Source organism: Shinella sp. JR1-6, from assembly GCF_004284735.1.
Taxonomy (GTDB): Bacteria; Pseudomonadota; Alphaproteobacteria; order Rhizobiales; family Rhizobiaceae; genus Shinella.
In genome coordinates this window covers 1-22493 of sequence record NZ_SHMI01000037.1, presented here as the reverse complement: position 1 = coordinate 22493, position 22493 = coordinate 1, and the positions used below count along the sequence as shown (strand labels likewise).

Genomic DNA, 22493 nt, shown 5'->3' with positions numbered 1-22493 from the left:
CAAACAACGGAGAGGTCAATGGGCAAGGTAATCGTGGTCACATCGGGCAAGGGCGGCGTCGGCAAGACGACGTCGTCTGCCGCGCTCGGCGCCGCGCTGGCGCAAAACGGCGAGAAGGTCGTGGTCGTGGATTTTGACGTCGGCCTGCGCAATCTCGACCTCGTCATGGGTGCGGAACGCCGCGTCGTGTATGACCTCGTCAACGTCATCCAGGGCGAAGCCAAGCTGACGCAGGCGCTGATCCGCGACAAGCGCGTCGAGACGCTCTACCTGCTGCCGGCGTCCCAGACCCGCGACAAGGACAATCTCACGCCCGAGGGTGTCGAGCAGGTCATCGCCGCCCTGAAGAACGCCTTCGACTGGGTGATCTGCGACAGCCCGGCCGGCATCGAACGCGGCGCGACCCTTGCCATGCGCCACGCCGACGTGGCGATCGTCGTCACCAATCCGGAAGTCTCGTCCGTACGCGATTCGGACCGCATCATCGGTCTGCTCGATTCCAAGACGCTGAGGGCGGAGAACGGCGAGCGCGTCGAAAAGCACCTGCTTTTGACGCGCTACGACGCCGTGCGCGCCGAGCGCGGCGACATGCTGAAGGTCGACGACGTCCTGGAAATCCTCTCCATCCCGCTGCTCGGCATCATCCCCGAGAGCATGGACGTGCTGCGCGCCTCGAACGTCGGGGCTCCGGTGACGCTCGCCGACGGACGCTCGGCTCCGGCACTCGCCTATTTCGAAGCTGTCCGTCGCCTCAAGGGCGAGACCCTGCCGGTCACGATCCCCGGCGACAAGCGCAGCTTCCTCGGCAAGATTTTCGGAAGGAAGGCGGCATGAATCTGTTCCGTTTCTTCTCCCGCGCCCAGTCGGCGCCGGCAGCGCGCGAGCGACTGCAGGTGCTGCTCGCCCATGAGCGGGCCGCCACCGGTGACGTGGACCTCGTCAACAAGCTGCGCGACGAGATCCTGAAGGCAATTTCCAAGCACATGCAGGTTGATGACGAGAAGGTCTCGATCAAGATGGAGCGCGGCGCGCAGGTTTCGACGCTTGCCGTCGACATCGAGATCCCGTTCGACGCCGGCAAGAAGGCGGCTTAAGGCCTCCCCTCCGCTGCCACAAACAAAAAACGCCCGGTGAAAGCCGGGCGCCTGCCGTTTCAGAGATCGCTCGCCGAGACGTAGAGTGCGGCGAGCGCTTCGAAGCCGGCCTGATCCTCCGCCGTAAACCGGCCGGGCAGCGGGCTGTCGAGATCGAGAACACCAAACACGACGCCGTCGCGGACGAGCGGCGTGACGAGTTCCGAGCGCGAGGCGGCATCGCAGGCAATATGCCCCGGAAAGGCATGCACATCCCGCACGAGCTGGCTTTTGCGCTCGGCCACCGCGCTGCCGCAGACGCCCTTGCCGACAGGGATGCGCACACAGGCGACCTTGCCCTGGAACGGCCCGAGCACCAGTTCCTGCGGCGTTTTCAGGAAGTAGAAGCCCGCCCAGTTGAGATCGGCGACCGCGCCGAAGATCAGCGCGGAGAGGTTCGCCGCGTTGGCGATGGCATCGCGCTCGCCATGTAGCAAGCCCTCGGCCTGGGCGAGCAGCTCGCGGTAGAAGCCGATTTTGTCAGCCGCCTCGATTTTCCGAATCTCATGCATGGCAGTCCTCATGGACGACGGTTTTCATCGGATCGTCGATAGACCCGGGCAACTGACCTTGCAAGGGTGGAGACCGGCGCGGAATCAGCCGGCTGCTTACGGCCTCATTCCAGAATGTAGCGTTTTGCAAGCCGCGCTTCGGCACGCAGGGCATCGGCGCGATCCGGCCGTTGATGGCGGTCCATCTCGGCGGCCGCGCGCTCGCGCTCGGCGATGTCGGCCAGCAGGATCGCCTGCACCTGCGCAGCGCTCAGGGAAAGCCGATCGACCTCCGCCGACCCGTCGCGGAAGCTGTGGTGATCTGCGGCACGGTGCCCCGGCTGAAGCGGCGGCGCTTCGGCGTTGTCGATCGCCGCGACGAGCGTCCGGATCAGTTTTGCCTCGTCGGGGCGGCCCTCCTTTATGGCGGCGCGCAGATCGCCGCGCATGCGGGCTTTCATTTCACCAGCGGCATCGCTTGTCTTGTCGACATTCCCTTGCGGTTGAATTACCATCTCAACGTCCTTCAATGTTCCATAAAAATCTATTTATATAGAGCAATAGGGAATAAATCAGAGCACATCACATGACGCAACAGCTTTTGACCGTCGAACAGGCAGCGCAGCAGCTGAACCTGCACCCGAAAACCGTGCTGCGGTACATCCACGACGGGCGGCTGCCTGCAACGCGGGTCGGAAAGTCCTACCGCATCCTCCGGGTCGATCTAGACACGCTTGCCGGCGTCGCAAGCGGGGGAAGCGAACTGGACGGGAGCGCGCGCACGACCTGCATAACGGACATCCCCGACATCACGCTCGAGGCCGCGGAACGCATGGCGACATTTCTCCAGGCCGTCGCACTTACCGGGAACGCCGGCACCCCGCCACTGCATCTCCAGACGGCATTCGATCCACAGGCGGGAACACTGAAGATCATCGCGATCGGCAGCCCTTCGGATGTCGGCAAGCTTCTGGAAATGATGCATCTTCAGATGCGGGCGCGGTGAGAGGCGGTCCTGTCGCCGCGCCACCAAGAAAGAGACCCGGCACGCTTTCGCATGCCGGGCCCGGCCAGTTCTGCCGAAGGCCAAGCGGTTAAACGCCGACGCGCTGCTTCCTGCGGCCGGCCTGCTGGTCGGCCGCCGCGGCATTGACCTCTGCCCGCGCACTCACCTGCGGCACGCCGACATCCCACCAGGCATCGCCCGGCGTCCAGGTGAAGGCGTCGGAGACGATGGTGATGACGGTGGTGCGGTCGGTCGTCTGTGCCCATTCAACGGCGTCGCCGAGATCGGCAAGGCTTTCGACCCGGCGGGTGAGAGCCCCCATCGCCTCGGCGTGCTTGGCGAAATCGACCGCGAACGGTTCCTTGACGCGGCAATCCTTCAGGAGATTGTTGAACCCCGGCGTGCCCTTGGCGTTCTGCAGGCGGTTGATGACGGCATAACCGCCGTTGTCGCAGACGATGAGGATCATCTTGTGGCCGGACAGCACGGTCGAATAAATGTCCGAGTTCATCATCATGTAGGTGCCGTCGCCGATCATGACGATCGGCGTGCGGGTGGGATCGGCCATGGCGGCGCCCCAGCCGGCGGCGATCTCGTAACCCATGCAGGAGAAGCCGAACTCGCAGTCGAAGGTGTTCGGCGCCTTGACGCGCCAGTTCTTCATCACCTCGCCCGGCAGGCCGCCGGCGGCGGTGATCAGAAGGTCACGCTCCCCGGCCTTGGCATTGACGATGCCGACGACCTGGGCATAGGTCGGCACCGGTGCATTGGTCGGCTTCTGGTAGCCGTCGAGCGCCGCGTTCCATTTTGCGAATTCGCGCCGGCCCTTCTCCGTCCAGCCGGCATCCGCCTTGTAGTCGCCGATCACGGCATCCAGTTCGGAGACCGTCTCCAGCGCATCGCCGACGACGGCGACGGCGCGGTGCTTGTTGGCATCCCAGCGGGCCGCATTGATCGAGACGAAGCGGGCATCGGGCGAGAAGGCGGTCCAGGAACCGGTGGTGAAATCCATGAGGCGCGTGCCGACGGCGAGCACCACGTCGGCTTCGCCCGCCAGCGCATTGGCCGAGGTGGAGCCGACGATGCCGATCGGGCCGACATGGGCCGGATGGTCATGGGTGACTGTGCCCTTGCCGGCAATGGTCTCGCAGAGCGGGATGCCGTGCTTTTCGGCAAAGGCGGCGAGCGCCGTTTCCGCGCCGGAATAGCGCACGCCGCCACCGGAGATGATCAGCGGGCGTTTTGCCGCCTTCAGCACGCGCACGGCCTCCGCAAGGCTGTCACGATCCGGCCGCGGGCGCGGCGCCTTGTGGATCGTCGGCGCAAAGAAGCTTTCGGGATAGTCCCAGGCGATCTCCTGCACATCCTGCGGCAGAGCCAGGAAAGCCGGGCCGCAATCGGCGGGATCCAGCATGACGGCGACGGCCTGCGGCAGCGAGGAGAGGATCTGCTCGGGATGGACGATGCGGTCCCAGTAGCGCGTCACGGCCTTGAAGGCATCGTTGACGGTGATGGTCGGATTGCCGAAATGCTCGACCTGCTGCATGACCGGATCGGGCCGGCGGTTGACGAAACTGTCGCCGGCGAGAAGCAGGATGGGCAGGCGGTTGGTATGCGCCACGCCGGCCGCCGTCACCATGTTCAGCGCTCCCGGGCCGATGGAGCTGGTCGCCACCATGATCTGGCGGCGCCGCGTCGCCTTGGCAAAGCCGATCGCGGCAAGCGCCATCGACTGCTCGTTCTGGCCGCGCCAGGTGGGCAGCGTGTCCTTGACCGCCTCCAGCGCCTCGGAAAGGCATGTTACATTGCCATGGCCGAAAATGGCGAAGACGCCGGGAAACAGCGGTACGCGCTCCCCGTCGATCTCGGTGAACTGGTTGCACAGGTAACGCACCAGAGCTTGCGCCATGGTCAGGCGGATGATGGACATGGTAAACCTCCCTCAGCCGGCCTTTTCGCGGCGGCCACTGTCCGGAAACTCTTATTTCATGTTAAAAATTATTGCAATACTTATTGCATATCACGATGGCAGAGAGCAGCCCACCCAGGCGCCGCCCGACTGGCTGGAGGCCAGCGCCGCCTCGATGAACTTCACGCCGAGCGCGCCGTCCACCACCGTCGGATAGGCGAGCAGCCCCTCGGGCAGGGTCCGGCCGAGACGGCGCGCCTCGATGGCGATGGCGAATTCCTCGTAGAGATTGCCCCAAGCGTCGCTCAGCGCTTCCGGATGGCCGCGCGGCATGTGCACGAAACGCGCCGCATGCGTGCCGATGCCCGCCCCCTCGCCGCGCGTCAGCACGCAAGCCGGCTCGCCGAAGCGGCGGACATGCAGCAGCTCCGGCTCCTCCTGGTTCCATTCCAGGCTCGCCTTGTCGCCGAAGACGCGGATGCGCAGGCCGCAATGGGCGCCGGGCGCGACCTGCGAGATCATGATGGTGCCGGGAATGCCGCCCTCGTAGCGCACATGCATGAAGGCCGTGTCCTCCAGCGCCTTCGGCGGGCCGAGCGTGTGGAACTCCGACCGGACGGCGGTGACGGGGCGACCGCAAACGAAGGCGCCGAGATGATGGCAATGGGTGCCGATATCGCCGGTCGTGAAAGTGGGACCGACGATGGCGGGATCGACGCGCCACTGGGCGCCGGCTCCGGCCTCGCTCGGTGGCGTCAGCGCCCATTCCTGGAAATACTCGACGTGCACCTGCTGCAATTTGCCGAGCGCGCCCTCCGCGATCATCTGGCGAGCCTGGCGCACCATGGCGGAGGCGGCATAGGCATAGGTGACGCCGAAGACGAGGCCCGTCTCCTTCTGACGGCGCACCAGGTCGAGCGCATCGTCGAGCGTGGTCGTCAGCGGCTTATCGCTGATGACGTCGATGCCCTTTTCCAGGGAGGCGACGGCGATGGCGTGGTGGGAATTGTTCGGCGTGGTGATTGCCACGGCGTCGATGCCGTCCGGCCGCGCCGCCTCACGCTCGGCCATCACGCGATAGTCCGTATAGATGCGATCGTCCGCAAGGAGCCAGGCGCGGCCAGATTCCTGCGCCACCTGCGGGCGGGACGACAGCGCGCCGGCCACCACATCCCAGCGGCCCGAAAGCCGCGCGCCACGCGCATGCACCTTGCCGATGAAACTGCCCTGCCCGCCGCCGATAACGCCGAGCCGCAAACGGCGCCCGGCCAAGGGAAACTCCGCCATGCTCTCCTCCTCCACATTCTGGCCGCCCGGAACGGGGTTGCAAAAACCCTCTTCAGAATTAATATTGACGAAATTCAATACATGCAACTTTTTTTGCAATCCATCCATCACATCAGGAGGAGGAACCATGACGAGGATCGCACTGCTCGGCTGCGGGCGCATCGGCAAGATGCACGCGGCCACCATCGCCCGCACCGCAGGCGCCACGCTTGCCGCCGTCTACGACCCGTTGGCCGCCGCCGCCGAGGAGATCGGCCGGCTTTATGGCTGCCCGGTCGCCGCCAGCGCCGACGAAGCGATCGCCCTTGCCGACGCCGTGCTGATCGCCACCTCCACGGCCACCCATGCCGACCTCATCGAGGCCTCCGCGCGCGCCGGAAAGCCGATCTTCTGCGAGAAGCCGATCGACCTTTCGCTTGCCCGTGTCGTCGCCTGCCGCAAGGCCATCGCCGGCTTCGACAGGCCGGTCCAGATCGGCTTCAACCGCCGCTACGATCCGGGCCACCGGGCCGCGCGCGACGCGGTGCACGCCGGCAAGATCGGCGATCTCCAGCAGGTGATCATCACCTCCCGCGATCCTGGCCTCGCCTCGCGTGACTATCTCAAGGTTTCCGGCGGCATCTTCCGCGACATGACCATCCACGATTTCGACCTTGCCCGCTTCATGCTGGGCGAGGAGCCCGTCGAGGTCTTCGCCACCGGCAGCACGCTCATCGACCCGACGCTTACGGAATTCGACGACGTCGATTCCACGATGATCGTCCTGCGCACCGCGAGCGGCAAGCTCTGCCACATCAACAATTCCCGCGCTGCCGCCTATGGCTACGACCAGCGCGTCGAGCTGTTCGGCGCAAAGGGCATGCTGATCTCCGGCAACCGGCGCGCCCACCAGGTCGAGCGCTTCACCGCGACCGCCACCGGCGCAGGCGAACCCTATCTCGACTTCTTCATCGAGCGCTACGTCGAAGCCTTCGAGATCGGCCTGAAATCCTTCCTGCACTGCGTCGCCGCCAACGCTGCGCCGGACGTGACCTTCGACGACGGCGAGAAGGCGCTGGTGCTGGCCGAGGCCGCCATCCGCTCCAAGGCGGAAGGCCGCTTCGTCAGGGTCGAGGAGATCACCGGCTGAAGGGCCGTGGCTGGAGCATTTCCGGACGCAAAACCGCTACGCACTTTTGCTGGAATTGCTCTAGCTCTTGCGCCGCTGCCTGCCCGTGACCGTCGGGATCTCGGGCGAGCCCTTCTTGTCCTCCTGCAGGAGGGCCGCAAGTGCCACCGCGATGGTCTGCGTCAGGCACATCGGCGCGGCAAGCGAGCGCGAGAAGGAATATTCGTCTTCCGGGATGGTGAAGAGCACGGCCGCGTTCTTGGCGAGCGGCGAGAGCTGGCTGTCGGTAATCGCGACGATGGGCGTGCCGTTCTCGGCCGCGACATCGGCGATCGTCACCACCTCCTTGGCATAGTGGCGGAAGGCGATGGCGACCAGCACGTCCTTCTTGCCCATGACCTTGGCCATTTCGGGCGCTAGGCCGCCGGCGGGATCGAGCAGGATGACCCGGCACTGCAGCATGGAGAGCACGTAGCGCAGGAACTTGGCGATCGGCTCGGAGCGCAGCTGGCCGGCGATGAAGATGGTGTTGGCATTCTTCAGCGCGCGCGCCGCCTGCGACAGGCTCTCCTCCGTCGTGGTGTTCAGGAGCTCCTGCAAGGTGGCGATGTCACGCACGACGAGGTCGTGCAGGAAGCCGAGATTGCCTTTGCGCTTGGTCTTTTCCAGGTCGACGTCGAGCGCGCTGATGCGCTCGCGATAGCCGGGTGCGGCCGTCGACAGGCGGCTCTGGAACACCGACTGGAGCTGCTTGAAGCCGGAAAAGCCGAAATGCTGGGCGAAGCGCACGAGGATGGAAGGGTGCGCGCCGCACTGTTCGGCAATGGCGTTGATCGACTGCATCGCCACGATGTTCGGGTTCTGCGTGATGAAGCGGGCAACCTGCTGGAAGCGGTCGGACAGGTTCGGATAGGCCTCGGTGACGATGTTGACGAAGGTCTCGTAGTTCGCCGTCTTCGGCGGCGGCTGATCGGACTGCTTTACCCTCGGCATACGGCCTACTCCCCGGATGGTACTGTTTCGGATCCGGGATGAGCCGGTGCCGGTCCATATTTGCAGTATTGCATAAAACCGAAGTCTGCAACGCTCGCCCGGAAACGGCACATCCCGCCATGCCCGGGAGCATGGCGGGAGGCCGGGAGGCGTGCTCCGGGCCTGCTATCAATAGGGCGCGTCGGGGAAATAGTATTCCGCGGCATTGTCCTTGGTGATCAGCGGGCTGCCGAGCACGTAGCGGCCATTGATCGGGGCCTGCGTGGCGTATTTCATCGTGACGAGCTCGATCGCCGGGATGATCAGCGTCGGCGGGTAGAAAATGTCGGCATCGACCATATCGTGGCCGTCCATGACAAGCTTGATGACCTTGTTCATGCCCGAACCGCCGAGCACCGTAACATTCTTGCGGTCGGCCTGCTTGATCGCCTCGATGGCGCCAAGCGCCGCATCGTCGTCACCGGCCCACACGCCGTCGATCTGAGGGAAGCGCTGCAGGTAGTCCTGCATCACCTCGAAGCCCTTGTCCGGGTTCCAGTTGGCATATTGCATGTCGAGCACTTCGATCTTCGTATCCTTCAGAGCAGCATTGAAGGCGTCGATGCGGATGTTGTCGATCGCCGTCGGGATGCCGCGCATCACGACGATCTTGCCGCCGTCCGGGAACTTCTTCTTGAAGTACTCGGCGGCCGCCGTGCCGTATTGCGGGTTGTCGCCACCGACATAGAGATCCTCGATACCCTCTTCCGCAAGGCCGCGGTCGACGGTGGCGATGAACACGCCCTTGGCCTTGGCGGCCTTGACCGGCTCGGTCAGCGGGTCGGATTCAAAGGGCAGCACGACAAGCGCGTTGATGTTGCGCGCCATCAGGTCCTCGATGTCGTTGACCTGCTGCGTCGCGCTGGAGGAGGTCGCCAGCACGAAATCGATGTTTGGGAAGGCTTCCTTCATCCGGTCGATCGTGCGTTTGGTGTGGTAGTTGAGGCCGCCCGTCCAGCCGTGCGTCGCCGCCGGGATCGAGACGCCGATGACGGCGTCGGCGGCAAGGGCGGGCGCCGTGAAGGCGGCAACGGCCACCGCAGCTGCGGCGAGCATGGATTTCAATCGATGGAACATTCACTTGTCTCCCTGTTGAAGTGAAATGAAGCGTCAGCCCTGCGCCCGGTCACGCTGCAAAAGCACGGCGATGATGATGATCGCCCCCTGGAAGGCGCCGTTGAGATAGGGGCTGACGAAGCCGGTGAGGTTGAGGATGTTGCTGATGAAACCGAGGATCAGCACACCGACGATGGTGCCCCAGATGCGGCCGAAACCGCCGCTGAGCGCCGTGCCACCGATGATGACGGCGGCGATCGCCTCCAGCTCCCACATGAGACCGGTGGAGGGCGTGGCGGCGCCAAGGCGCGGCACGTAAATGACGGTGGCGACGGCGACGCAGAGCCCCTGGATGACATAGGTGAGGATGCGCACGCGGCTGACGGGGATCGCCGAATAGAAGGCGACGTGCCGGTTCGAGCCGATGGCGGCGACATGGCGACCGAAGCGCATGCGGCGCAGCGTCAGCTCACCGAGGATGGCGATGACGACAAGCACGATGATCGGCACGGCGATACCGAAGACCTGACCGTAATAGATCGGCCGCACCGCATCCCGCAGCGAAAAATCAAGCGAGATGGAGCCGCCATCGGCAAGCCAGGTAATGACCGAGCGGAAGATGCCCATGGCGCCGAGCGTGACGATGAAGGCCTCGACACGCCCACGCACGATCATGAAGCCGTTGATGAAGCCCGCGGCCGCACCGATGACCAGCGAGAAGAGGATGCCGGCGGCGGCGAGCTGCCAACCGTCGCCGAGCGTGGCGGCCGCCGAATTCATGAACATGATCGTCATGCCGGCGACGAGCGCCGAGAGAGAACCGACCGACAGGTCCAGCCCGCCCGCCGTAATGACGAAGGTAGCGCCGACCGCGATGATGCCGATGATGGCGCTGCGGGTGAAGACGTTCGAAAGGTTCTCCGCGCCGAGGAAGCTGTCGCTCATCAGCGTGCCGACCAGCATCAGGAGGATGAGCGCGATGAGCGGACCGGCGGCCCCGAACAGGCCGACGAGGGTGCGGCCCGGCGACGCGGCTGCGTTGCCGGCAGACGTGGCGGTGATGTCGGTCAAAGGCTTGCCTCCTCCTGCGGACCCTTTTCTTCGAGGCCCATGGCAAATCGGATAATGTCGGTCTCGCTGATGACATCGCCGGAAAGCTCGCCGGCGATACGGCCGCGCCGCATGACGAGCACCCGGTCGGACAGGCCGACGATCTCCTGCATCTCCGAGGAGATGACGACGATCGCCTTGCCCGCGGCGGCGAGCCCCGCGATGATTTCGTAGATCTGCTGCTTGGCGCCGATATCGACGCCGCGCGTCGGCTCGTCGAAGACGACGAGATCCGGTTCCGCCCCCAACGTCTTGGCGATCAGCACCTTCTGCTGGTTACCGCCGCTGAGCGCGCTCGCCGTGACATCGAGCCGGCCGGTGCGGATGTCGTAGCGCGCGACGGCCGCCTTGAGATCGCGCCGCTCGGCAGACCGGTCGATCCAGGCCGTGCCGGCGATCGCGCCGCTGGTCAGGGCGACGTTTTCCGCTAGCGGCTTGCCGAGCAGCAGGCCCTTGCCCTTTCGGTCCTCCGTCAGGTAGGCGAGCTTCAACCCCCAGGCCTCGCGCGCCGCCGGCAGCCGGCGCTTTTCGCCGCGCAGCACGAAAGACGTGCATTTCGCCGGGCGCAGGCCAAGCAGTGCCTCAAAAAGCTCGGTGCGGCCGGACCCGACAAGGCCGGAAATGCCGAGCACCTCGCCTTCTCGAATCTCCAGCGTCGCCTCTTCCACCGCGCCTGGCGCCGTGAGGCCGATCACGCTGAGAAGCGGCTTTCGCAGGGCCGCGCCACGACGCGGCGGGTAGATCTCGGCCAGCGGCCGGCCAACCATCGCCTCGGCCATAGCATCCTCGGAAATGTCGCACGCCTGTTCGACACGCACGATCTGACCATCACGCAGCACCGCGACCCGGTCGGCGATCGCCTTCACCTCGTCGAGGCGATGCGAGGTAAAGATCACCGAGCCGCCCGCCGCACGGAAGGCCCGCATGCGCGCAAAGAGGTTGCCGGCCTCGGTCGCCGAAAGCACGGCGGTCGGCTCGTCCATCAGGATGAGCTTCGGCTGGCGGGCGAAGGCCTTGGCTAGCTCGATCATCTGCCAGTCGGAGACGGGAAGGTCGCTGAGCCGTGCCCGCACCTGCGCCGCAGAACCCAGCTCCGCGAGAAGGTCGCGCGCCCGCATCTCCATCGCCCTGCGATCGGTGAAAAGGCCGCGTGTGATCTCGCGGCCAAGGAAGACATTCTCCGCCACCGTCAGGTGCGGGGCGAGGCAGAACTCCTGGTGCACCATGACGATGCCCGCCCGCTCGGCAGCATGGAGGTTTGCCGGAGCCGGGGCACCATCCAGCAGCATCGTGCCCGAGGAGGGCGGCGCAAGGCCGGCGGCGATGCGCATGAGGGTCGATTTGCCGGCGCCGTTCTCCCCGACAAGGGCCAGAACCTCGCCCGGTTCGACGACGAGGTCGATGCCCTTCAGCACCGGTACGGTGCCGTAGGATTTGGCAATATCGCGAAAAGCCAGAAGCGTCATGATCAGGCCCCGATCGTCGCGGGGCGGTATGTCGCGATCTCGGCGTGGTTGACGACGAGCGCCGGATCGAGCGTCCCCTTGAAGAAATCGAGAATGTTTGCCGCCGCGGCGATCGCCATGCGCCGCGCACAAGCCTCTGTAAGTCCGGCATTGTGCGGGGAGAGCACCACCCGCTCGCAGACAAGCATCGGGTCATCGCCGGCCGGCGGCTCGCAATCGAGCACGTCGAGCCCCGCCGCGGAAAGCCGTCCCTCCTCCAGCGCGGCCAGCAGCGCCTTTTCGTCGATCAGCCCACCCCGTGCCGTGTTGACGAGAATGGCCGAGCGCTTCATCACGGCCAGTTCCGCCGCGCCGATCAGCGGCTCGGGTCCGGACTTCGGCACATGCAGCGACACGACATCGGCACGATGCAGACCGTCCATGAGGTCATCGACCGGCATCACGCCCGCGGCCGCAATCCCGGCGGCGTCCTGGTACTTGTCATAGGCGAGCACCGTCATGCCGAGCGCCGCACCGATCTGCGCAAGCCGCCGGCCGATGCGGCCGAAGCCGACGATCAGCAGCGTGCGCCCGTCGAGCTCGTCGGCATCGAGGCTGTTGCGGTAGTTCCAGTCGCCCTGACGCATCCTGCGGTCGAAGAGCACGGTGCGCCGCGCGGCCGAGAGCATCAGCATGACGGCATGTTCGGCCACCGCACGGGAATTCACGTCGCCGACCACGGCGAGCGGGATGCCGCGGCCGTTCAGCGCCGCGACATCGACGGAATCGTAACCGACGCCGTGGCGGGAAACGATCTTCAGCTGCGGCGCTCCCGCGATGAAGGCCGCAGGAAGCGGCTGGGTGCGGATGAGCAGCGCATCGGCCATCGGCAGGAGCGGCTCGTAGCTCGCTGCGGAGACCTCCTCGACATAGTCGATCACCATACGGGGCGCGGAGTTCAGCACGGCAAGGCCGTCCGCATGGATCTTGCCGGCCACCAGGATCCTCGGCATTCAATATCCTCCCGTGTCGATCGTGTCGGCGGGAGCGACCTGCTGCACGCGCTCGCGGAAGGCCCTGACGCTCGCCTCGGCGGCGCCGGCGAGCAGGCGGACGTCGTTGGAGACGGTCACGAGATCGAAACCCCAGCCGACGGCTTCCGCGGCATAATCCGCCGTGCCGTTGTGCAGCGCCGCCCGCTTGCCGGCCCGGTGGGCGGCGTGGAGGATCGTCTTGATCGCCTCGATCATCTCGGGCTCGCGGCGGTCGAAGCCCGGCGCGTAGCGCTTGCCCTGCAGGCCGAGCGTCAGGTCGGCCGGGCCGATATAGACGCCGTCGAGGCCGGGCGTGGCGAGGATATCCTCGAGGTTCTCATAGGCCTGCGCGGTCTCGATCATGGCAAGGCAGATGATCTCGCCGTCGGCCTCGGCGGCATAACCGGGGCCGGCGGAAAACAAAGCGCGGCTCGGGCCGAAGCTGCGCACGCCGGCCGGCGGATAGCGCACATAGGACACAAGACGCTCGGCCTCGGCGCGGGTGTTGATCATCGGGCAGATGACGCCGTAGGCGCCGGCATCCAGCGCCTTCATGATGTCGGCCGGATCGAGCCAGGGCACGCGCACCAGCGGCGTCACGCCGCTTGCCCGCATGGCCTGCAGCATCGGCACAGCGCCGTCATAACCGACGATGCCGTGCTGCAGGTCGATGGTGAGGGAATCGTAGCCCTGCGCGGCCATGATCTCCGCGCTGAAGGAACTGGCTATGGAAAGCCAGCCGTTGAGCACCGGCTTGCCTTCCGCCCAGCGCTGCTTGACACCGTTCCGGATCATGGATGCCTCCCTCAGACCGTCATCTGCGCGAGCTTGACGTTGGAATAGTCGAGGATGCCCTCGGTGCCGCCTTCGCGGCCCATGCCGCTCGCCTTGATGCCGCCGAAGGGCGCCTCGGCCGCGGCCAGGGCAAAGCTGTTGACGCCGACCATGCCGGCCTCCAGCCGTGCTGCCGCCTCGCGGGCGCGGCCGGCATCGCGGGTGAAGACATAGGCGGACAGGCCCATTTCGGAGGCGTTGGCGCGGTCGAAGACCTCGTCGGCCGTGGCAAAGGGCGTGATGGCGGCGATGGGGCCGAAATTCTCCTCGGCGATCGCCTTCGCATCATCCGGCAGGCCGGTGATGACCGTGGGCTCGAAGAAGAAGCCGGCATGCATCTCCGCCGGGCGTCGCCCGCCGGCAAGGATCCTGCCGCCGCGATCGCGCGCATCGGCGACGATCTCCTCGATGGCAGCAATGCGGCGCTCGTTGATCAGCGGCCCCATCTGTGTCGCCTCGTCGAGGCCGTGGCCGAGCTTCAGCGCCCGGGCGCGGACGGCAAAGCCCTCGACGAAACGGTCGTGCAGCGCCTCGTGCACATAGAAGCGGTCCGGCGTGACGCAGACCTGGCCGGCATTGGCATATTTCGTCGGCACGGCGAGATCGAGCGCGCGGTCGAGATCCGCATCGTCGAAGACGATCATCGGCGCATTGCCGCCGAGTTCCATGCTGACGCGCTTCACCGTCTCGGCGCTGTCGCGGATCATCTGCTGGCCGACGCGGGTGGAGCCGGTCAGCGATACCTTGCGCACGGCCGCCGCGGCCATGATGGGCTTGTAGGTGGTGGCTGTGGGGCCGACCAGGAGATTGGCGACCCCGGCGGGGATGCCGGCCTCGCGCAGGCAATCGAAAAGGATCATCGCGACGCCGGGCACCTCGACGGAGGGCCGGACGATGACGGCGCAGCCGGCGGCGAGCGCCGGGGCGACCTTGCGGGCGATCAGCGCCGCCGGAAAGTTCCAGGCGGTGAAGGCGGCGACGACGCCGACGGGCTCATGCGACACTTCCAGCCGGCCGCCCGGCGCGCGGCTTTCGACGATGCGGCCATAGATGCGGCGTGCCTCCTCGGCGTACCAGCGGAACTGGTCGACGGCGAGGCTCCATTCGCGGCCGGACTGGGCGAGCGGTTTTCCGGTCTCCAGCGTGATCTGGCGGGCAGCCTCAGCAGAGCGGGCGGCCATGGCATCGGCGGCCTTGTGCAAAAGGTCGGCGCGTGTCCACGCCGGCGTCGCTTTCCAGCTGCGGAAGGCCCGCTCCGCAACAAAAATTGCGCGCTCCGTATCTTCGACGCTCACCGCGGGCACGCTGCCGAGAACTGCACCGTTGCCGGGATCGGCGATCTCCACCGAAGCGCCCTGCGCGGGCCCCGACCAGGCACCGTCAATGAACAATCCGTATGCGCCGTACATGCTGCCTCCTCCATGCGGGGGCGCCGCCCGAAGGGGCCGCGTCCGCAAGCGTAATTCCAAAATCAGAAAGAAAGCAATTTTCATTGCAAGTCAAGAACAATCCGCAACGTTTGGTGCGATCACCAACACGTTGCACGGTTCAGTGCGCCCGTTCCGGCAGCACGAGCGGCGTGCGCCGGCGCGTCGCCATTGCCTCGACGATCTGGTCGGCAAGACACGTGGCGACGAGGCCATCCCAGGCCGTCGAGCCATCGGCGGGCGGCGTTCCATTGCGGATGCCGTCGATCCAGGCCTGATTCTGCAGGCGATAGGCATCGCGGAAGCGAGGAACCCAGTTTGCCGGAAAGGCCCCCTCCTCCGCGCCGTTGCGCCGCGTGCGGGTGAGCGCCGGATGCGCCATGCCGATCGTGCCGCCTGCACAGACGGCCTCGGCATGGACATGATAGCCATAGGCGGCGTTCATGAAGACCTCGACGGAAACGAGGCTGCCGGCCTCCGTCTCGAAAACGAACATCGCAGGGTCGCCACTCCCCTCGGCTTCCGACGGGCAGGGAATGACGGTGACGGCACTGTATTCCGTCGAGAGCAGCCAGCGGCAGACATCGATCTCGTGCACCAACGAATTGGTGATCGCCATCGCACCGGTGAACCAGGCAGGCGCCGCGGCGTTGCGGTGCTGGCAATGCAGGATGCGCACGGCGCCGAGCGCCCTGCTGTCGAGCGTCGCCTTCAGCTCCCGGTAGGCCGGATCGAAGCGGCGCATGAAACCGGTCTGCACCAGCGACCGGCCCGCATGCTGTTCGGCCGCGACGATCTCCAGGCATTCGGCCGTGCTCGTGGCAAGCGGCTTTTCGCACAGAACCGGCTTGCCCGCCGCGATCGCCGCCAGCACCAGCCGGTGATGCGTGGCATCGGGTGAGGCGACGAGGACAGCCTCGACCGCGGGATCGGCGATCAGCGCCAGCGCATCGCTCGTCGGCCGCGCACCCTGCCCGACCGCCTCGGCCCGTGACAGATCGGCGTCCGCCACGGCAACGAGATGTGCGCCCGCGACATCGCTGGCAAGGATGCGCGCATGTTCCGCCCCCATCACGCCCGCGCCGATGACGCCCACTCCAACCGTCTTCATGGTTCCTCTCCTCCTTCGTTCAGCCGGCATCCACGACACGCCAGGTGCCGGCACGCGCAGAGGCATGGATCGTCTCCACCAGCGTCTGGATGCGCAGGCCGGCGCGGAAATTGAACGGCTCGGGCCGAAGGCCGGCAATCGCTTCCAGATACCCGGCGACCTCGATCGCCTTCAGGTCGTTGAAGCCGAGCTGATGGCCCGGCGCGACACAGAAGCGGCCATAGGGCACGTGGTCCGGCCCCGCCTCGATGCGGCGGAAACCCTGCCGGCCCTTTCGGTCGGCCGTGGAGTAGAAATGCAGCTCGTTGAAATGTTCCTGCGAGAAGGCGAGCGCGCCCTTGGTGCCGTAGACCTCGAAATCGTGCTGCATCTTGCGGCCGGTGGCGACCCAGTTGCCTTCGATGGAACCGGTGGCACCGTTTGCAAAGCGCAGGAAGGCGCGGCCGACATCATCCGTCTCCACCGTGCGCATGCCGCCTCTGCCATCCGGGCGGCTGGCGATGACAGTCACGCAATCGCCCATCACCCTCTCGATGGGGCCGAGCAGGAATTCGGCGGTCGCCAGCGCGTGACTGCCGAGATCGGCCAGCGCCCCGCCGCCGGCAGGATCGTGGCGAAAGGTGAAGGGCGCGGCGGCATCGGCCATGTAATCCTCGGCATGAAGGCCGCGATAGCCGCGGACTTCGCCGAGCTCCCCGACTGCGATCATCTCCCGCGCCAGGTTCAGCATCGGATTGCAAAGATAGTTGAAGCCGACCTGCGTGCAGATGCCCGCTTTTTCTGCGGCCTCCGCCATTTCCCGGGCATCGCCCGTCAGCGGAGCGAGCGGCTTTTCGCAATAGACATGCTTGCCGGCGGCGATGGCGGCGAGCGCCATGTCCTTGTGCAGGGCATTGGGAGCCGTGATGTCGACGATGTCGATTTCCGGATCCGCCACCAGGCTGCGCCAGTCGTCCGTGGCGCGCCCGAAACCGAGCGCTGCGCGGGCGGCTTCTGCCTGTGCCGGGGTCGCGTCCGCGATAGCTGCCAGTTCCACCTCATAGGGCAAGTCGAAGACCCTTGCGGCGGCCGCGAAGCCGAAGACATGCGTCTTGCCCATGAAACCCGACCCGATGAGGCCAAGACGGAGCTTCTTCTTCATTCTCTCTGTTCCCCGGATGATGGCCCACGGGTTTTCCGTGAGCAGCATTTTTGCAACATTTATTGCGAAATCATTGCACTATGAACGCTCGGTGTGCGGCCGGGGCGCAAGCAACGCCACGGCGCCTGATTGCTCTTGTCAGATCGTGCCGCCGAGCGAGGCTTCCAGCAGCGCCAGTTCCTGCCCGCCCGCCATCATGTCCTGCAGGGCTGCCGCATCCACCGTGCCGCGCTCGGCCGTGCCCAGGGTCTGCCCGCGGTTGAGCACCGTGAACCGGTCGCCGACGGCAAGCGCATGGCGGACATTGTGAGTGATGAAGACGACGCCGATACCCTGCTTGCGCACCTGGTCTATGGTGCTGAGCACGTTCGCCGTCTGGCGTACGCCGAGCGCGGAGGTCGGCTCGTCGAGGATCAGCACCTTGGCGCCGAAATAGACCGCGCGCGCGATGGCGACCGTCTGGCGCTCGCCGCCCGAAAGCGTGCCCACCGCCTGATCGGGACCGCGCAGGTTGATGCCCATCTTGCGCATTTCGGTGACGGTGATCTCATCGGCCTTGCCGGTGTCGAAGGTCTTGAACGGCCAGACGCCGCGCTCCGGCTCGCGGCCCATCCAGAAATTGCGGCTGACGCTCATCAGCGGGATCATCGCGAGATCCTGGTAGACGGTCGCGATGCCGGCCGTCATCGCATCGCGCGGGCTCTGGAAGAGCGTCTGCGTGCCCTCCACCAGCACCTCGCCGCCACTCGGCCTGTAGACGCCGGACATGATCTTGATGAAGGTGGACTTGCCCGCACCGTTGTCGCCGAGCAGGCAGTGGCATTCGCCCGGCCTTATGTCGAAGGAGACGCCGGCCAGCGCGATGACATGGCCGAAGTGCTTGGTGATGTTTCTCATCTCCACGATGGCGGACATCAGCGTTCTCCCGTGATGATGCGGCGGATGTAGGTGTTCATGATCACCGCAGTCAGGAGGATGACGCCGAGGAAAACCCGGAAGAGCGAGCTTTCCGCATTGGCGAAGAACAGGCCCTGCTGCACGACGCCGAAGATGATCGCTCCGAGCGCCGCGCCGATGACCGAGCCGTAACCGCCGGTAAGCAGCGCCCCGCCGATGACGACGCAGATGATCGCCTCGAACTCCTTGAGCAGGCCCCGGTCTGCCGCCGCCGAGCCGAATTCCATCACCTGGCAGGTGGCGAAGACACAGGCACAGAAGGCCGAGAACATGAACATCAGGATTTTCACCCGGTTGACCGGCACACCGACATACCGCGCCGCAAGCGCATCACCGCCGGCCGCAAAGATCCAGTTGCCGAACTTGGTGCGGGTGAGCAACCAGTGGCCGAAGACGACGAGCACGATCGCCCAGACGACCAGCATGGGAATGCCGTCGATGACCGGCTGGCCGGCGCGGTTGCCGCGGGTGAAGGTGGCGATCCAGCCCATCTCGCCCATCCAGATGAAGAGGCTTCCGAGGATCTTGCCGCCGAAGAGCGGCGCCAGCCAGTCGCCGGCCGCCTTTTCCGCAACGCCGCCGATGATCGTCTGGCGCGTGAAGTAGATCGAGCCCCAGATCGTCAGGCCGCGCAGGATATAGAGGAAGGCGAGCGTGACGATGAAGGACGGCAGGCCGGTGCGGATGACCAGCCAGCCGTTGACGCCGCCCAGAAGAATGCAGAAGACGAAGGTGATGACGATGGCAAGCCACAGCGGCACACCGATATGGACCGACAGGATCGCCATCATGACGCCGGAAAAGCCGATCATCGAGCCGGTGGAGAGGTCGAACTCGCCGGCGATCATCAGGAGACAGGCGCCGACCGCGATGATCATGAACTGGGCCGACACCACCGTCCAGTTCATCACGCCCTCGGCGGCGAACATGCCGCTGTCGCCAGCGACCGCTGCAAAGAGCAGGAAGACCAGGATGGTACCGCAGATGCCGCCAAGCTCCGGGCGGATCAGCGCGCGCCGGAGCGGCGAGACGGGCTTGATGCGCTCGTCCTTCAGCGCGTCTGGAATGACGTCCGTCATGAATGCACTCTCCTCCCTCGAAAGATCGGGCCTCGAAAGACCGGGGCGCGGGCGGCTGCCCGCCCGCGCCCGCGAAAACGTCAGATCAACGGTACTGGCCCGCCAGGGACTCGACCAGCGCGATGTTGTCCTTCGTCACGAAGCCCGGGCCGGTGAAGATGGAATTGGCCGGGGCGACGCCGTAGCGCACATAGCTCGTCAGCACCTGGATCGGGATCGAGCCCTGCAGGAACGGCTGCTGGTCGATCGCGAAGTTGATCGTGCCGTCCTTGATGGCGGCGGAGATTTCCGCAGAAAGGTCGAAGGTGCCGAAATAGATGTCACCGTCGAGGCCCATATCCTTGACCGCGCGGATCGACGGTTCGGCCGAGTTGGGACCGAGCGTCAGGATGGCGCCGGTATCGGGATTGGCAGTGAGATAGGCCTTCACCTTGTTCTGCACTTCCGACGGGTCGATGCCGGAATCGACCATCTGGTTGCCGAGCTCGACGCCGATGCCCTCGGCAAAGCCGCGGCAACGCTCCACCGAGGCCGGATTGGTGATGTAGTGGTTGACGCACAGGAAGCTCTTGATACCCGCCTCCTTCGCGCGCTTGCCGGCGCCGAGGCCCGCTTCATATTCCGGCTGGCCGACATGCATCAGCGCCCCGAGCTTCTGGCTTTCCTCCACCGTGCCAGAGTTGACGGTGACGACCGGAATGCCCTTGGCGACGGCATCCTTGATCGGCCCTTCCAGCACGTTGAAATCGGCGATGGTGACGATGATGCCGTCGACGCCGGCGGCCGAACTCTGCTGGACGATGCGTGCCATGTCGGCAAGGTCGCCCGTCGGTGGGTTGCGATACTCGGTCGTCACGCCCATCTGCTCGTTCGTCACCTTGATCGCGTTCTTGATGACGTTGAACCAGCTGTCGCTGTCCGGGCCGTGGCTGATCCAGACGAATTTCTCGCCATCCGCATGGGCAGCACCGGCGAGCGCCGTCGTCGCCAGCAGCACGCCGAGGGCAAGGGATTGCAGGATTTTCTTCATGCTTAACGTCCTCCCGAAGTCGGCTTCCTGTTCGCTCCCCGCCCGAAGCCTTTGCGGGTAACCCAAGATGTCAGGCCGCCCGTTTTGCGCCTTGCGCCGAAAGAGCGGTATCGAGGCGCGCCTGATCCCAGCGCTCCTCAACGGCCCGGGCAACGAGGTCCTGTTGGCTTTCGGGCGCAAGACCGCCGAGCGGCGGATCAGTGTCGAGATTGGTCGGGAACGGATAACCATCCGCCGTCGCGGCAATCACCGCCCGCCGCCCGGCCGGCGACAGCGCCGCCAGATGCGGGTACACCGCGCGGACCATCGCGGTGCGGTCGAGGCTTTCCATATGGCGGGCGAAGGCGGAAGCCGTCTGGATAAGGTTGACCATGCGCACGACGTCCGCCGTGCGGTTCTCGCCGGCCGCATGGAACAGCGCGGGGGAAAAGAAGATCGCGTCGCCTTTCTCCAGCGGAAGTTGGACGCAATTCTCCTCGAAGTAATCGCGGAATTCCGGACGCGTGGCGGCGACATAGCCCGGCAGATAGCGCTGAGAATGCGGCAGGAGCTTCGTCGTGCCGCTTTCCACCGGCATGTCGCAGTGAGCGACCCCGCCCTGCAGGATCAGCGTCGGGCCGGTGGCGTGGATATGGCTCGGATATTCCGCCATCTGCTCGGGCTTCATGAAGCCGAGGTGGTAGTCGCGGTGCGGCGCCTGCGCCTTGCCGCCGGGACGGACCTGGTTGACCTGCGTGGCGATCTGGTAGCCCGGGCCAAGCCAGGCGCGGCAGGCAATATCGATGACAGGATTGGCCATGTAGCGGGCATAGATGGCAGGATCGCGCAGGCAGAGTTTCTGCAGCGAGTTCCAGATGCGATCGTTGGCGCCCGCCTTGGCAAAATGGTCGCCGGCTGCCGTGCCCGCCGCCCGCTCCTCGGCGATGATGCTGCGAAAGACATCGCTTGCCGCATCGATGGCGCCCGGGTCGATGAAGGCGCGCTTGACGACGAAGACACCCGGCCCCTCGCCGATGACCGAGGCCCATTCCGGGCCGATGCCGTCATCGAGCGAGGCCCCGTCATAGACGGGGATGTTCTTCTCGATGGCGATCGCCGTCGGGCACATCGCCATGGTCGTCACGGTCTCCACCTGGCGGCGGAATTGCGCAAGGTCGATCACCGTTGCAATATCGTTCATCGAAATCCTCCTGTCCGATGCCTGAAAACCGGCTTGACGGCAGCCATCGCTCTCACCCCGCCCCTCCCCGGGCATGGCGAGCTGCAAACGCAGATCAAAAATTGCGACCATCAATTGACTGCAATATTAATTGTGAAATTTTATCGGTGTCAATACGGGCTGCGCTGCTTCACTGGCAAAGACGTTACCAATCGCAGGCAATCCTGATGATGCCCAACACATCTGCCACGTCCAAGACGACGCGTCCATGGTTTCCGTCTCCGTTGCCGATTTCGTTGGCATTATACGGATGCGGCTTGCGGGGTGGAAAAGGGGGATTGTTTTGGGGCTTCAAACGCAAAAAGCCCTCCGCGAAGGGAGGGCTTTTAGATTTGGTTGCGGGGGCAGGATTTGAACCTGCGGCCTTCAGGTTATGAGCCTGACGAGCTACCGGGCTGCTCCACCCCGCGTTACCCGGTTTTGCCGGAGGCAAAATACCGCGACGATTGTCTCGTCCTGAACGCTTTTTCCCGGTCCGGTTTTTGCCGGAGGCAAAACACCGTTGTATTTCTGTGGCCTCGCACCGAGGTTTGGAACGCACAAAGGCCGCTTGAAGCGGCCCTTTGGTTTCGGCAGGGCCGAATGTGTGTCGAGAAGATCGTTGTCGGTATTTTACCTTGCGGTAAAAACCTGTCGGTATTTGTCTTTCGACAAAACCTGCTCACATTGCCTTTAGCAGACCTGGCAGCGACCTACTCTCCCGCGTCTTAAGACGAAGTACCATTGGCGCTGGGGCGTTTCACGGCCGTGTTCGGAATGGGAACGGGTGCGGCCACCCCGCCATGACCACCAGGTCGGCTAAGGGCAATGTGATGAGAAGCTGGTAGGCTTTCGCCTGTTTGTCTTATTTTGTGAACACGTCTTTTTCTTCTGTGGGCAACGGAGCGTAGCTCCGCAAGGCCAGAGGCCGTCGCGCCCCGGTTTTTGCAAAGCAAAATACCGTATGGCGCGGCCCGTCCGGAGCACTGCGTGCGTCAGGACAGAAGAGATGGCTCATCGAATTTATTCGATGAGCATGAACAATGAGAACGATCAAGCCAATCGAGCTATTAGTACCGGTAAGCTTCACACATTGCTGCGCTTC

22 protein-coding genes, 1 tRNA gene and 1 rRNA gene are annotated in these 22493 nt (G+C 65.2%); 4 read left to right on the top strand and 20 right to left on the bottom strand.

The window, feature by feature from the left end; translation table 11 throughout:
• Positions 1-18: 18 nt before the first annotated feature.
• Both minD and minE read left to right on the top strand, forming a co-directional pair.
• Positions 19-834, top strand: a complete 816-nt coding sequence (gene minD, locus EXZ48_RS31000; RefSeq protein ID WP_023516256.1) for a septum site-determining protein MinD — start codon at positions 19-21, stop codon at positions 832-834.
• Positions 831-1094, top strand: a complete 264-nt coding sequence (minE, locus tag EXZ48_RS30995) for a cell division topological specificity factor MinE (RefSeq protein WP_023516257.1) — start codon at positions 831-833, stop codon at positions 1092-1094. Before minD ends, minE begins: the two co-directional genes overlap by 4 nt.
• A gap of 59 nt (positions 1095-1153) precedes the next feature.
• Here minE and EXZ48_RS30990 read toward each other — a convergent pair whose 3' ends face one another.
• Together EXZ48_RS30990 and EXZ48_RS30985 are read right to left on the bottom strand one after the other, a co-directional pair.
• Complete coding sequence (locus tag EXZ48_RS30990) at positions 1154-1645, bottom strand: GAF domain-containing protein (RefSeq protein WP_130520828.1); 492 nt, start codon at positions 1643-1645, stop codon at positions 1154-1156.
• 104 nt (positions 1646-1749) lie between these two features.
• Positions 1750-2139 carry a hypothetical protein gene (locus EXZ48_RS30985; protein ID WP_130520826.1) on the bottom strand — a complete coding sequence of 130 codons (390 nt, stop codon included), beginning with the start codon at positions 2137-2139 and terminating at the stop codon, positions 1750-1752.
• A gap of 71 nt (positions 2140-2210) precedes the next feature.
• Here EXZ48_RS30985 and EXZ48_RS30980 point away from each other — a divergent pair, with 71 nt between their 5' ends.
• Entirely contained in the window at positions 2211-2630 is a 420-nt protein-coding gene (locus EXZ48_RS30980; protein WP_130520824.1) for a helix-turn-helix domain-containing protein, read from the top strand.
• Positions 2631-2718: 88 nt separating this feature from the next.
• Here EXZ48_RS30980 and iolD read toward each other — a convergent pair whose 3' ends face one another.
• Complete coding sequence (gene iolD / locus EXZ48_RS30975; RefSeq protein ID WP_130520822.1) at positions 2719-4560, bottom strand: 3D-(3,5/4)-trihydroxycyclohexane-1,2-dione acylhydrolase (decyclizing); 1842 nt, start codon at positions 4558-4560, stop codon at positions 2719-2721.
• Between the two features lie 90 nt (positions 4561-4650).
• A complete protein-coding gene (locus EXZ48_RS30970; RefSeq protein WP_130520820.1) occupies positions 4651-5826 on the bottom strand; it encodes a Gfo/Idh/MocA family protein in 1176 nt (391 codons plus the stop codon).
• 127 nt (positions 5827-5953) lie between these two features.
• On the opposite strand from EXZ48_RS30970, the gene iolG reads away from it, so the two are divergent.
• Positions 5954-6955, top strand: a complete 1002-nt coding sequence (gene iolG, locus EXZ48_RS30965) for an inositol 2-dehydrogenase (protein WP_130520818.1) — start codon at positions 5954-5956, stop codon at positions 6953-6955.
• A gap of 60 nt (positions 6956-7015) precedes the next feature.
• Here the strand turns inward: iolG and EXZ48_RS30960 are convergent, their stop codons facing one another.
• From EXZ48_RS30960 to EXZ48_RS35325, 16 genes are all read right to left on the bottom strand, one after another.
• Complete coding sequence (locus EXZ48_RS30960; protein ID WP_023516486.1) at positions 7016-7927, bottom strand: MurR/RpiR family transcriptional regulator; 912 nt, start codon at positions 7925-7927, stop codon at positions 7016-7018.
• 168 nt (positions 7928-8095) lie between these two features.
• A complete protein-coding gene (locus EXZ48_RS30955) occupies positions 8096-9043 on the bottom strand; it encodes a substrate-binding domain-containing protein (protein ID WP_130520816.1) in 948 nt (315 codons plus the stop codon).
• A 33-nt stretch (positions 9044-9076) separates the two neighbouring features.
• Positions 9077-10084 (bottom strand): ABC transporter permease, encoded by a 1008-nt coding sequence (locus EXZ48_RS30950; protein ID WP_371687685.1) that lies wholly within the window; start codon positions 10082-10084, stop codon positions 9077-9079.
• Positions 10085-10089: 5 nt separating this feature from the next.
• Positions 10090-11598, bottom strand: a complete 1509-nt coding sequence (locus EXZ48_RS30945) for a sugar ABC transporter ATP-binding protein (protein ID WP_130520814.1) — start codon at positions 11596-11598, stop codon at positions 10090-10092.
• Between the two features lie 2 nt (positions 11599-11600).
• Positions 11601-12590 carry a hydroxyacid dehydrogenase gene (locus tag EXZ48_RS30940; protein ID WP_130520812.1) on the bottom strand — a complete coding sequence of 330 codons (990 nt, stop codon included), beginning with the start codon at positions 12588-12590 and terminating at the stop codon, positions 11601-11603.
• Positions 12591-13406, bottom strand: coding sequence for an HpcH/HpaI aldolase/citrate lyase family protein (locus EXZ48_RS30935; RefSeq protein WP_023516481.1), 816 nt, complete (start codon positions 13404-13406; stop codon positions 12591-12593). It lies immediately after the preceding gene.
• An 11-nt stretch (positions 13407-13417) separates the two neighbouring features.
• Positions 13418-14854 carry an NAD-dependent succinate-semialdehyde dehydrogenase gene (locus EXZ48_RS30930; protein ID WP_130520810.1) on the bottom strand — a complete coding sequence of 479 codons (1437 nt, stop codon included), beginning with the start codon at positions 14852-14854 and terminating at the stop codon, positions 13418-13420.
• A gap of 139 nt (positions 14855-14993) precedes the next feature.
• Positions 14994-15983, bottom strand: coding sequence for a Gfo/Idh/MocA family protein (locus tag EXZ48_RS30925; RefSeq protein WP_130520808.1), 990 nt, complete (start codon positions 15981-15983; stop codon positions 14994-14996).
• A 19-nt stretch (positions 15984-16002) separates the two neighbouring features.
• Positions 16003-17124: a Gfo/Idh/MocA family protein gene (locus EXZ48_RS30920; RefSeq protein WP_130520806.1), complete on the bottom strand. Its 1122-nt coding sequence runs from the start codon at positions 17122-17124 to the stop codon at positions 16003-16005.
• Positions 17125-17262: 138 nt separating this feature from the next.
• On the bottom strand, positions 17263-18039 hold the full coding sequence (locus EXZ48_RS30915; protein WP_130520804.1) for an ATP-binding cassette domain-containing protein: 777 nt from the start codon (positions 18037-18039) through the stop codon (positions 17263-17265).
• The gene (locus EXZ48_RS30910; protein ID WP_207900555.1) at positions 18039-19160 is read right to left on the bottom strand and encodes an ABC transporter permease; all 1122 of its coding nucleotides are present in this window, start codon (positions 19158-19160) and stop codon (positions 18039-18041) included. The genes EXZ48_RS30915 and EXZ48_RS30910 overlap by 1 nt, the downstream gene beginning before the upstream one ends.
• Positions 19161-19245: 85 nt before the next feature.
• Positions 19246-20190 carry a sugar ABC transporter substrate-binding protein gene (locus tag EXZ48_RS30905; RefSeq protein WP_023515028.1) on the bottom strand — a complete coding sequence of 315 codons (945 nt, stop codon included), beginning with the start codon at positions 20188-20190 and terminating at the stop codon, positions 19246-19248.
• Positions 20191-20260: 70 nt separating this feature from the next.
• The gene (locus EXZ48_RS30900) at positions 20261-21370 is read right to left on the bottom strand and encodes a phytanoyl-CoA dioxygenase family protein (protein WP_245462408.1); all 1110 of its coding nucleotides are present in this window, start codon (positions 21368-21370) and stop codon (positions 20261-20263) included.
• A gap of 372 nt (positions 21371-21742) precedes the next feature.
• A tRNA-Met gene (locus EXZ48_RS30895) sits at positions 21743-21819 on the bottom strand.
• A gap of 269 nt (positions 21820-22088) precedes the next feature.
• Positions 22089-22203 (bottom strand): 5S ribosomal RNA (rrf, locus tag EXZ48_RS30890).
• Between the two features lie 50 nt (positions 22204-22253).
• A partial coding sequence (locus EXZ48_RS35325; protein WP_207900553.1) for a hypothetical protein occupies positions 22254-22493 on the bottom strand: 240 nt, incomplete at its 5' end.

What these genes read in the sequence shown, in the direction of transcription:
- EXZ48_RS30960 (WP_023516486.1), bottom strand. Translation starts at nt 7,927, where the DNA reads ATGCCGAGGGTAAAGCAGTCCGATCAGCCGCCGCCGAAGACGGCGAAC.
- EXZ48_RS30925 (WP_130520808.1), bottom strand. Translation starts at nt 15,983, where the DNA reads ATGAAGACGGTTGGAGTGGGCGTCATCGGCGCGGGCGTGATGGGGGCG.
- EXZ48_RS30955 (WP_130520816.1), bottom strand. Translation starts at nt 9,043, where the DNA reads ATGTTCCATCGATTGAAATCCATGCTCGCCGCAGCTGCGGTGGCCGTT.
- iolD (WP_130520822.1), bottom strand. Translation starts at nt 4,560, where the DNA reads ATGTCCATCATCCGCCTGACCATGGCGCAAGCTCTGGTGCGTTACCTG.
- EXZ48_RS30980 (WP_130520824.1), top strand. Translation starts at nt 2,211, where the DNA reads ATGACGCAACAGCTTTTGACCGTCGAACAGGCAGCGCAGCAGCTGAAC.
- EXZ48_RS30945 (WP_130520814.1), bottom strand. Translation starts at nt 11,598, where the DNA reads ATGACGCTTCTGGCTTTTCGCGATATTGCCAAATCCTACGGCACCGTA.
- EXZ48_RS30970 (WP_130520820.1), bottom strand. Translation starts at nt 5,826, where the DNA reads ATGGCGGAGTTTCCCTTGGCCGGGCGCCGTTTGCGGCTCGGCGTTATC.
- EXZ48_RS30935 (WP_023516481.1), bottom strand. Translation starts at nt 13,406, where the DNA reads ATGATCCGGAACGGTGTCAAGCAGCGCTGGGCGGAAGGCAAGCCGGTG.
- EXZ48_RS30910 (WP_207900555.1), bottom strand. Translation starts at nt 19,160, where the DNA reads ATGACGGACGTCATTCCAGACGCGCTGAAGGACGAGCGCATCAAGCCC.
- EXZ48_RS30940 (WP_130520812.1), bottom strand. Translation starts at nt 12,590, where the DNA reads ATGCCGAGGATCCTGGTGGCCGGCAAGATCCATGCGGACGGCCTTGCC.
- minD (WP_023516256.1), top strand. Translation starts at nt 19, where the DNA reads ATGGGCAAGGTAATCGTGGTCACATCGGGCAAGGGCGGCGTCGGCAAG.
- EXZ48_RS30900 (WP_245462408.1), bottom strand. Translation starts at nt 21,370, where the DNA reads ATGAACGATATTGCAACGGTGATCGACCTTGCGCAATTCCGCCGCCAG.
- EXZ48_RS30985 (WP_130520826.1), bottom strand. Translation starts at nt 2,139, where the DNA reads ATGGTAATTCAACCGCAAGGGAATGTCGACAAGACAAGCGATGCCGCT.
- EXZ48_RS30990 (WP_130520828.1), bottom strand. Translation starts at nt 1,645, where the DNA reads ATGCATGAGATTCGGAAAATCGAGGCGGCTGACAAAATCGGCTTCTAC.
- EXZ48_RS30905 (WP_023515028.1), bottom strand. Translation starts at nt 20,190, where the DNA reads ATGAAGAAAATCCTGCAATCCCTTGCCCTCGGCGTGCTGCTGGCGACG.
- minE (WP_023516257.1), top strand. Translation starts at nt 831, where the DNA reads ATGAATCTGTTCCGTTTCTTCTCCCGCGCCCAGTCGGCGCCGGCAGCG.
- iolG (WP_130520818.1), top strand. Translation starts at nt 5,954, where the DNA reads ATGACGAGGATCGCACTGCTCGGCTGCGGGCGCATCGGCAAGATGCAC.
- EXZ48_RS30930 (WP_130520810.1), bottom strand. Translation starts at nt 14,854, where the DNA reads ATGTACGGCGCATACGGATTGTTCATTGACGGTGCCTGGTCGGGGCCC.
- EXZ48_RS30920 (WP_130520806.1), bottom strand. Translation starts at nt 17,124, where the DNA reads ATGAAGAAGAAGCTCCGTCTTGGCCTCATCGGGTCGGGTTTCATGGGC.
- EXZ48_RS30915 (WP_130520804.1), bottom strand. Translation starts at nt 18,039, where the DNA reads ATGTCCGCCATCGTGGAGATGAGAAACATCACCAAGCACTTCGGCCAT.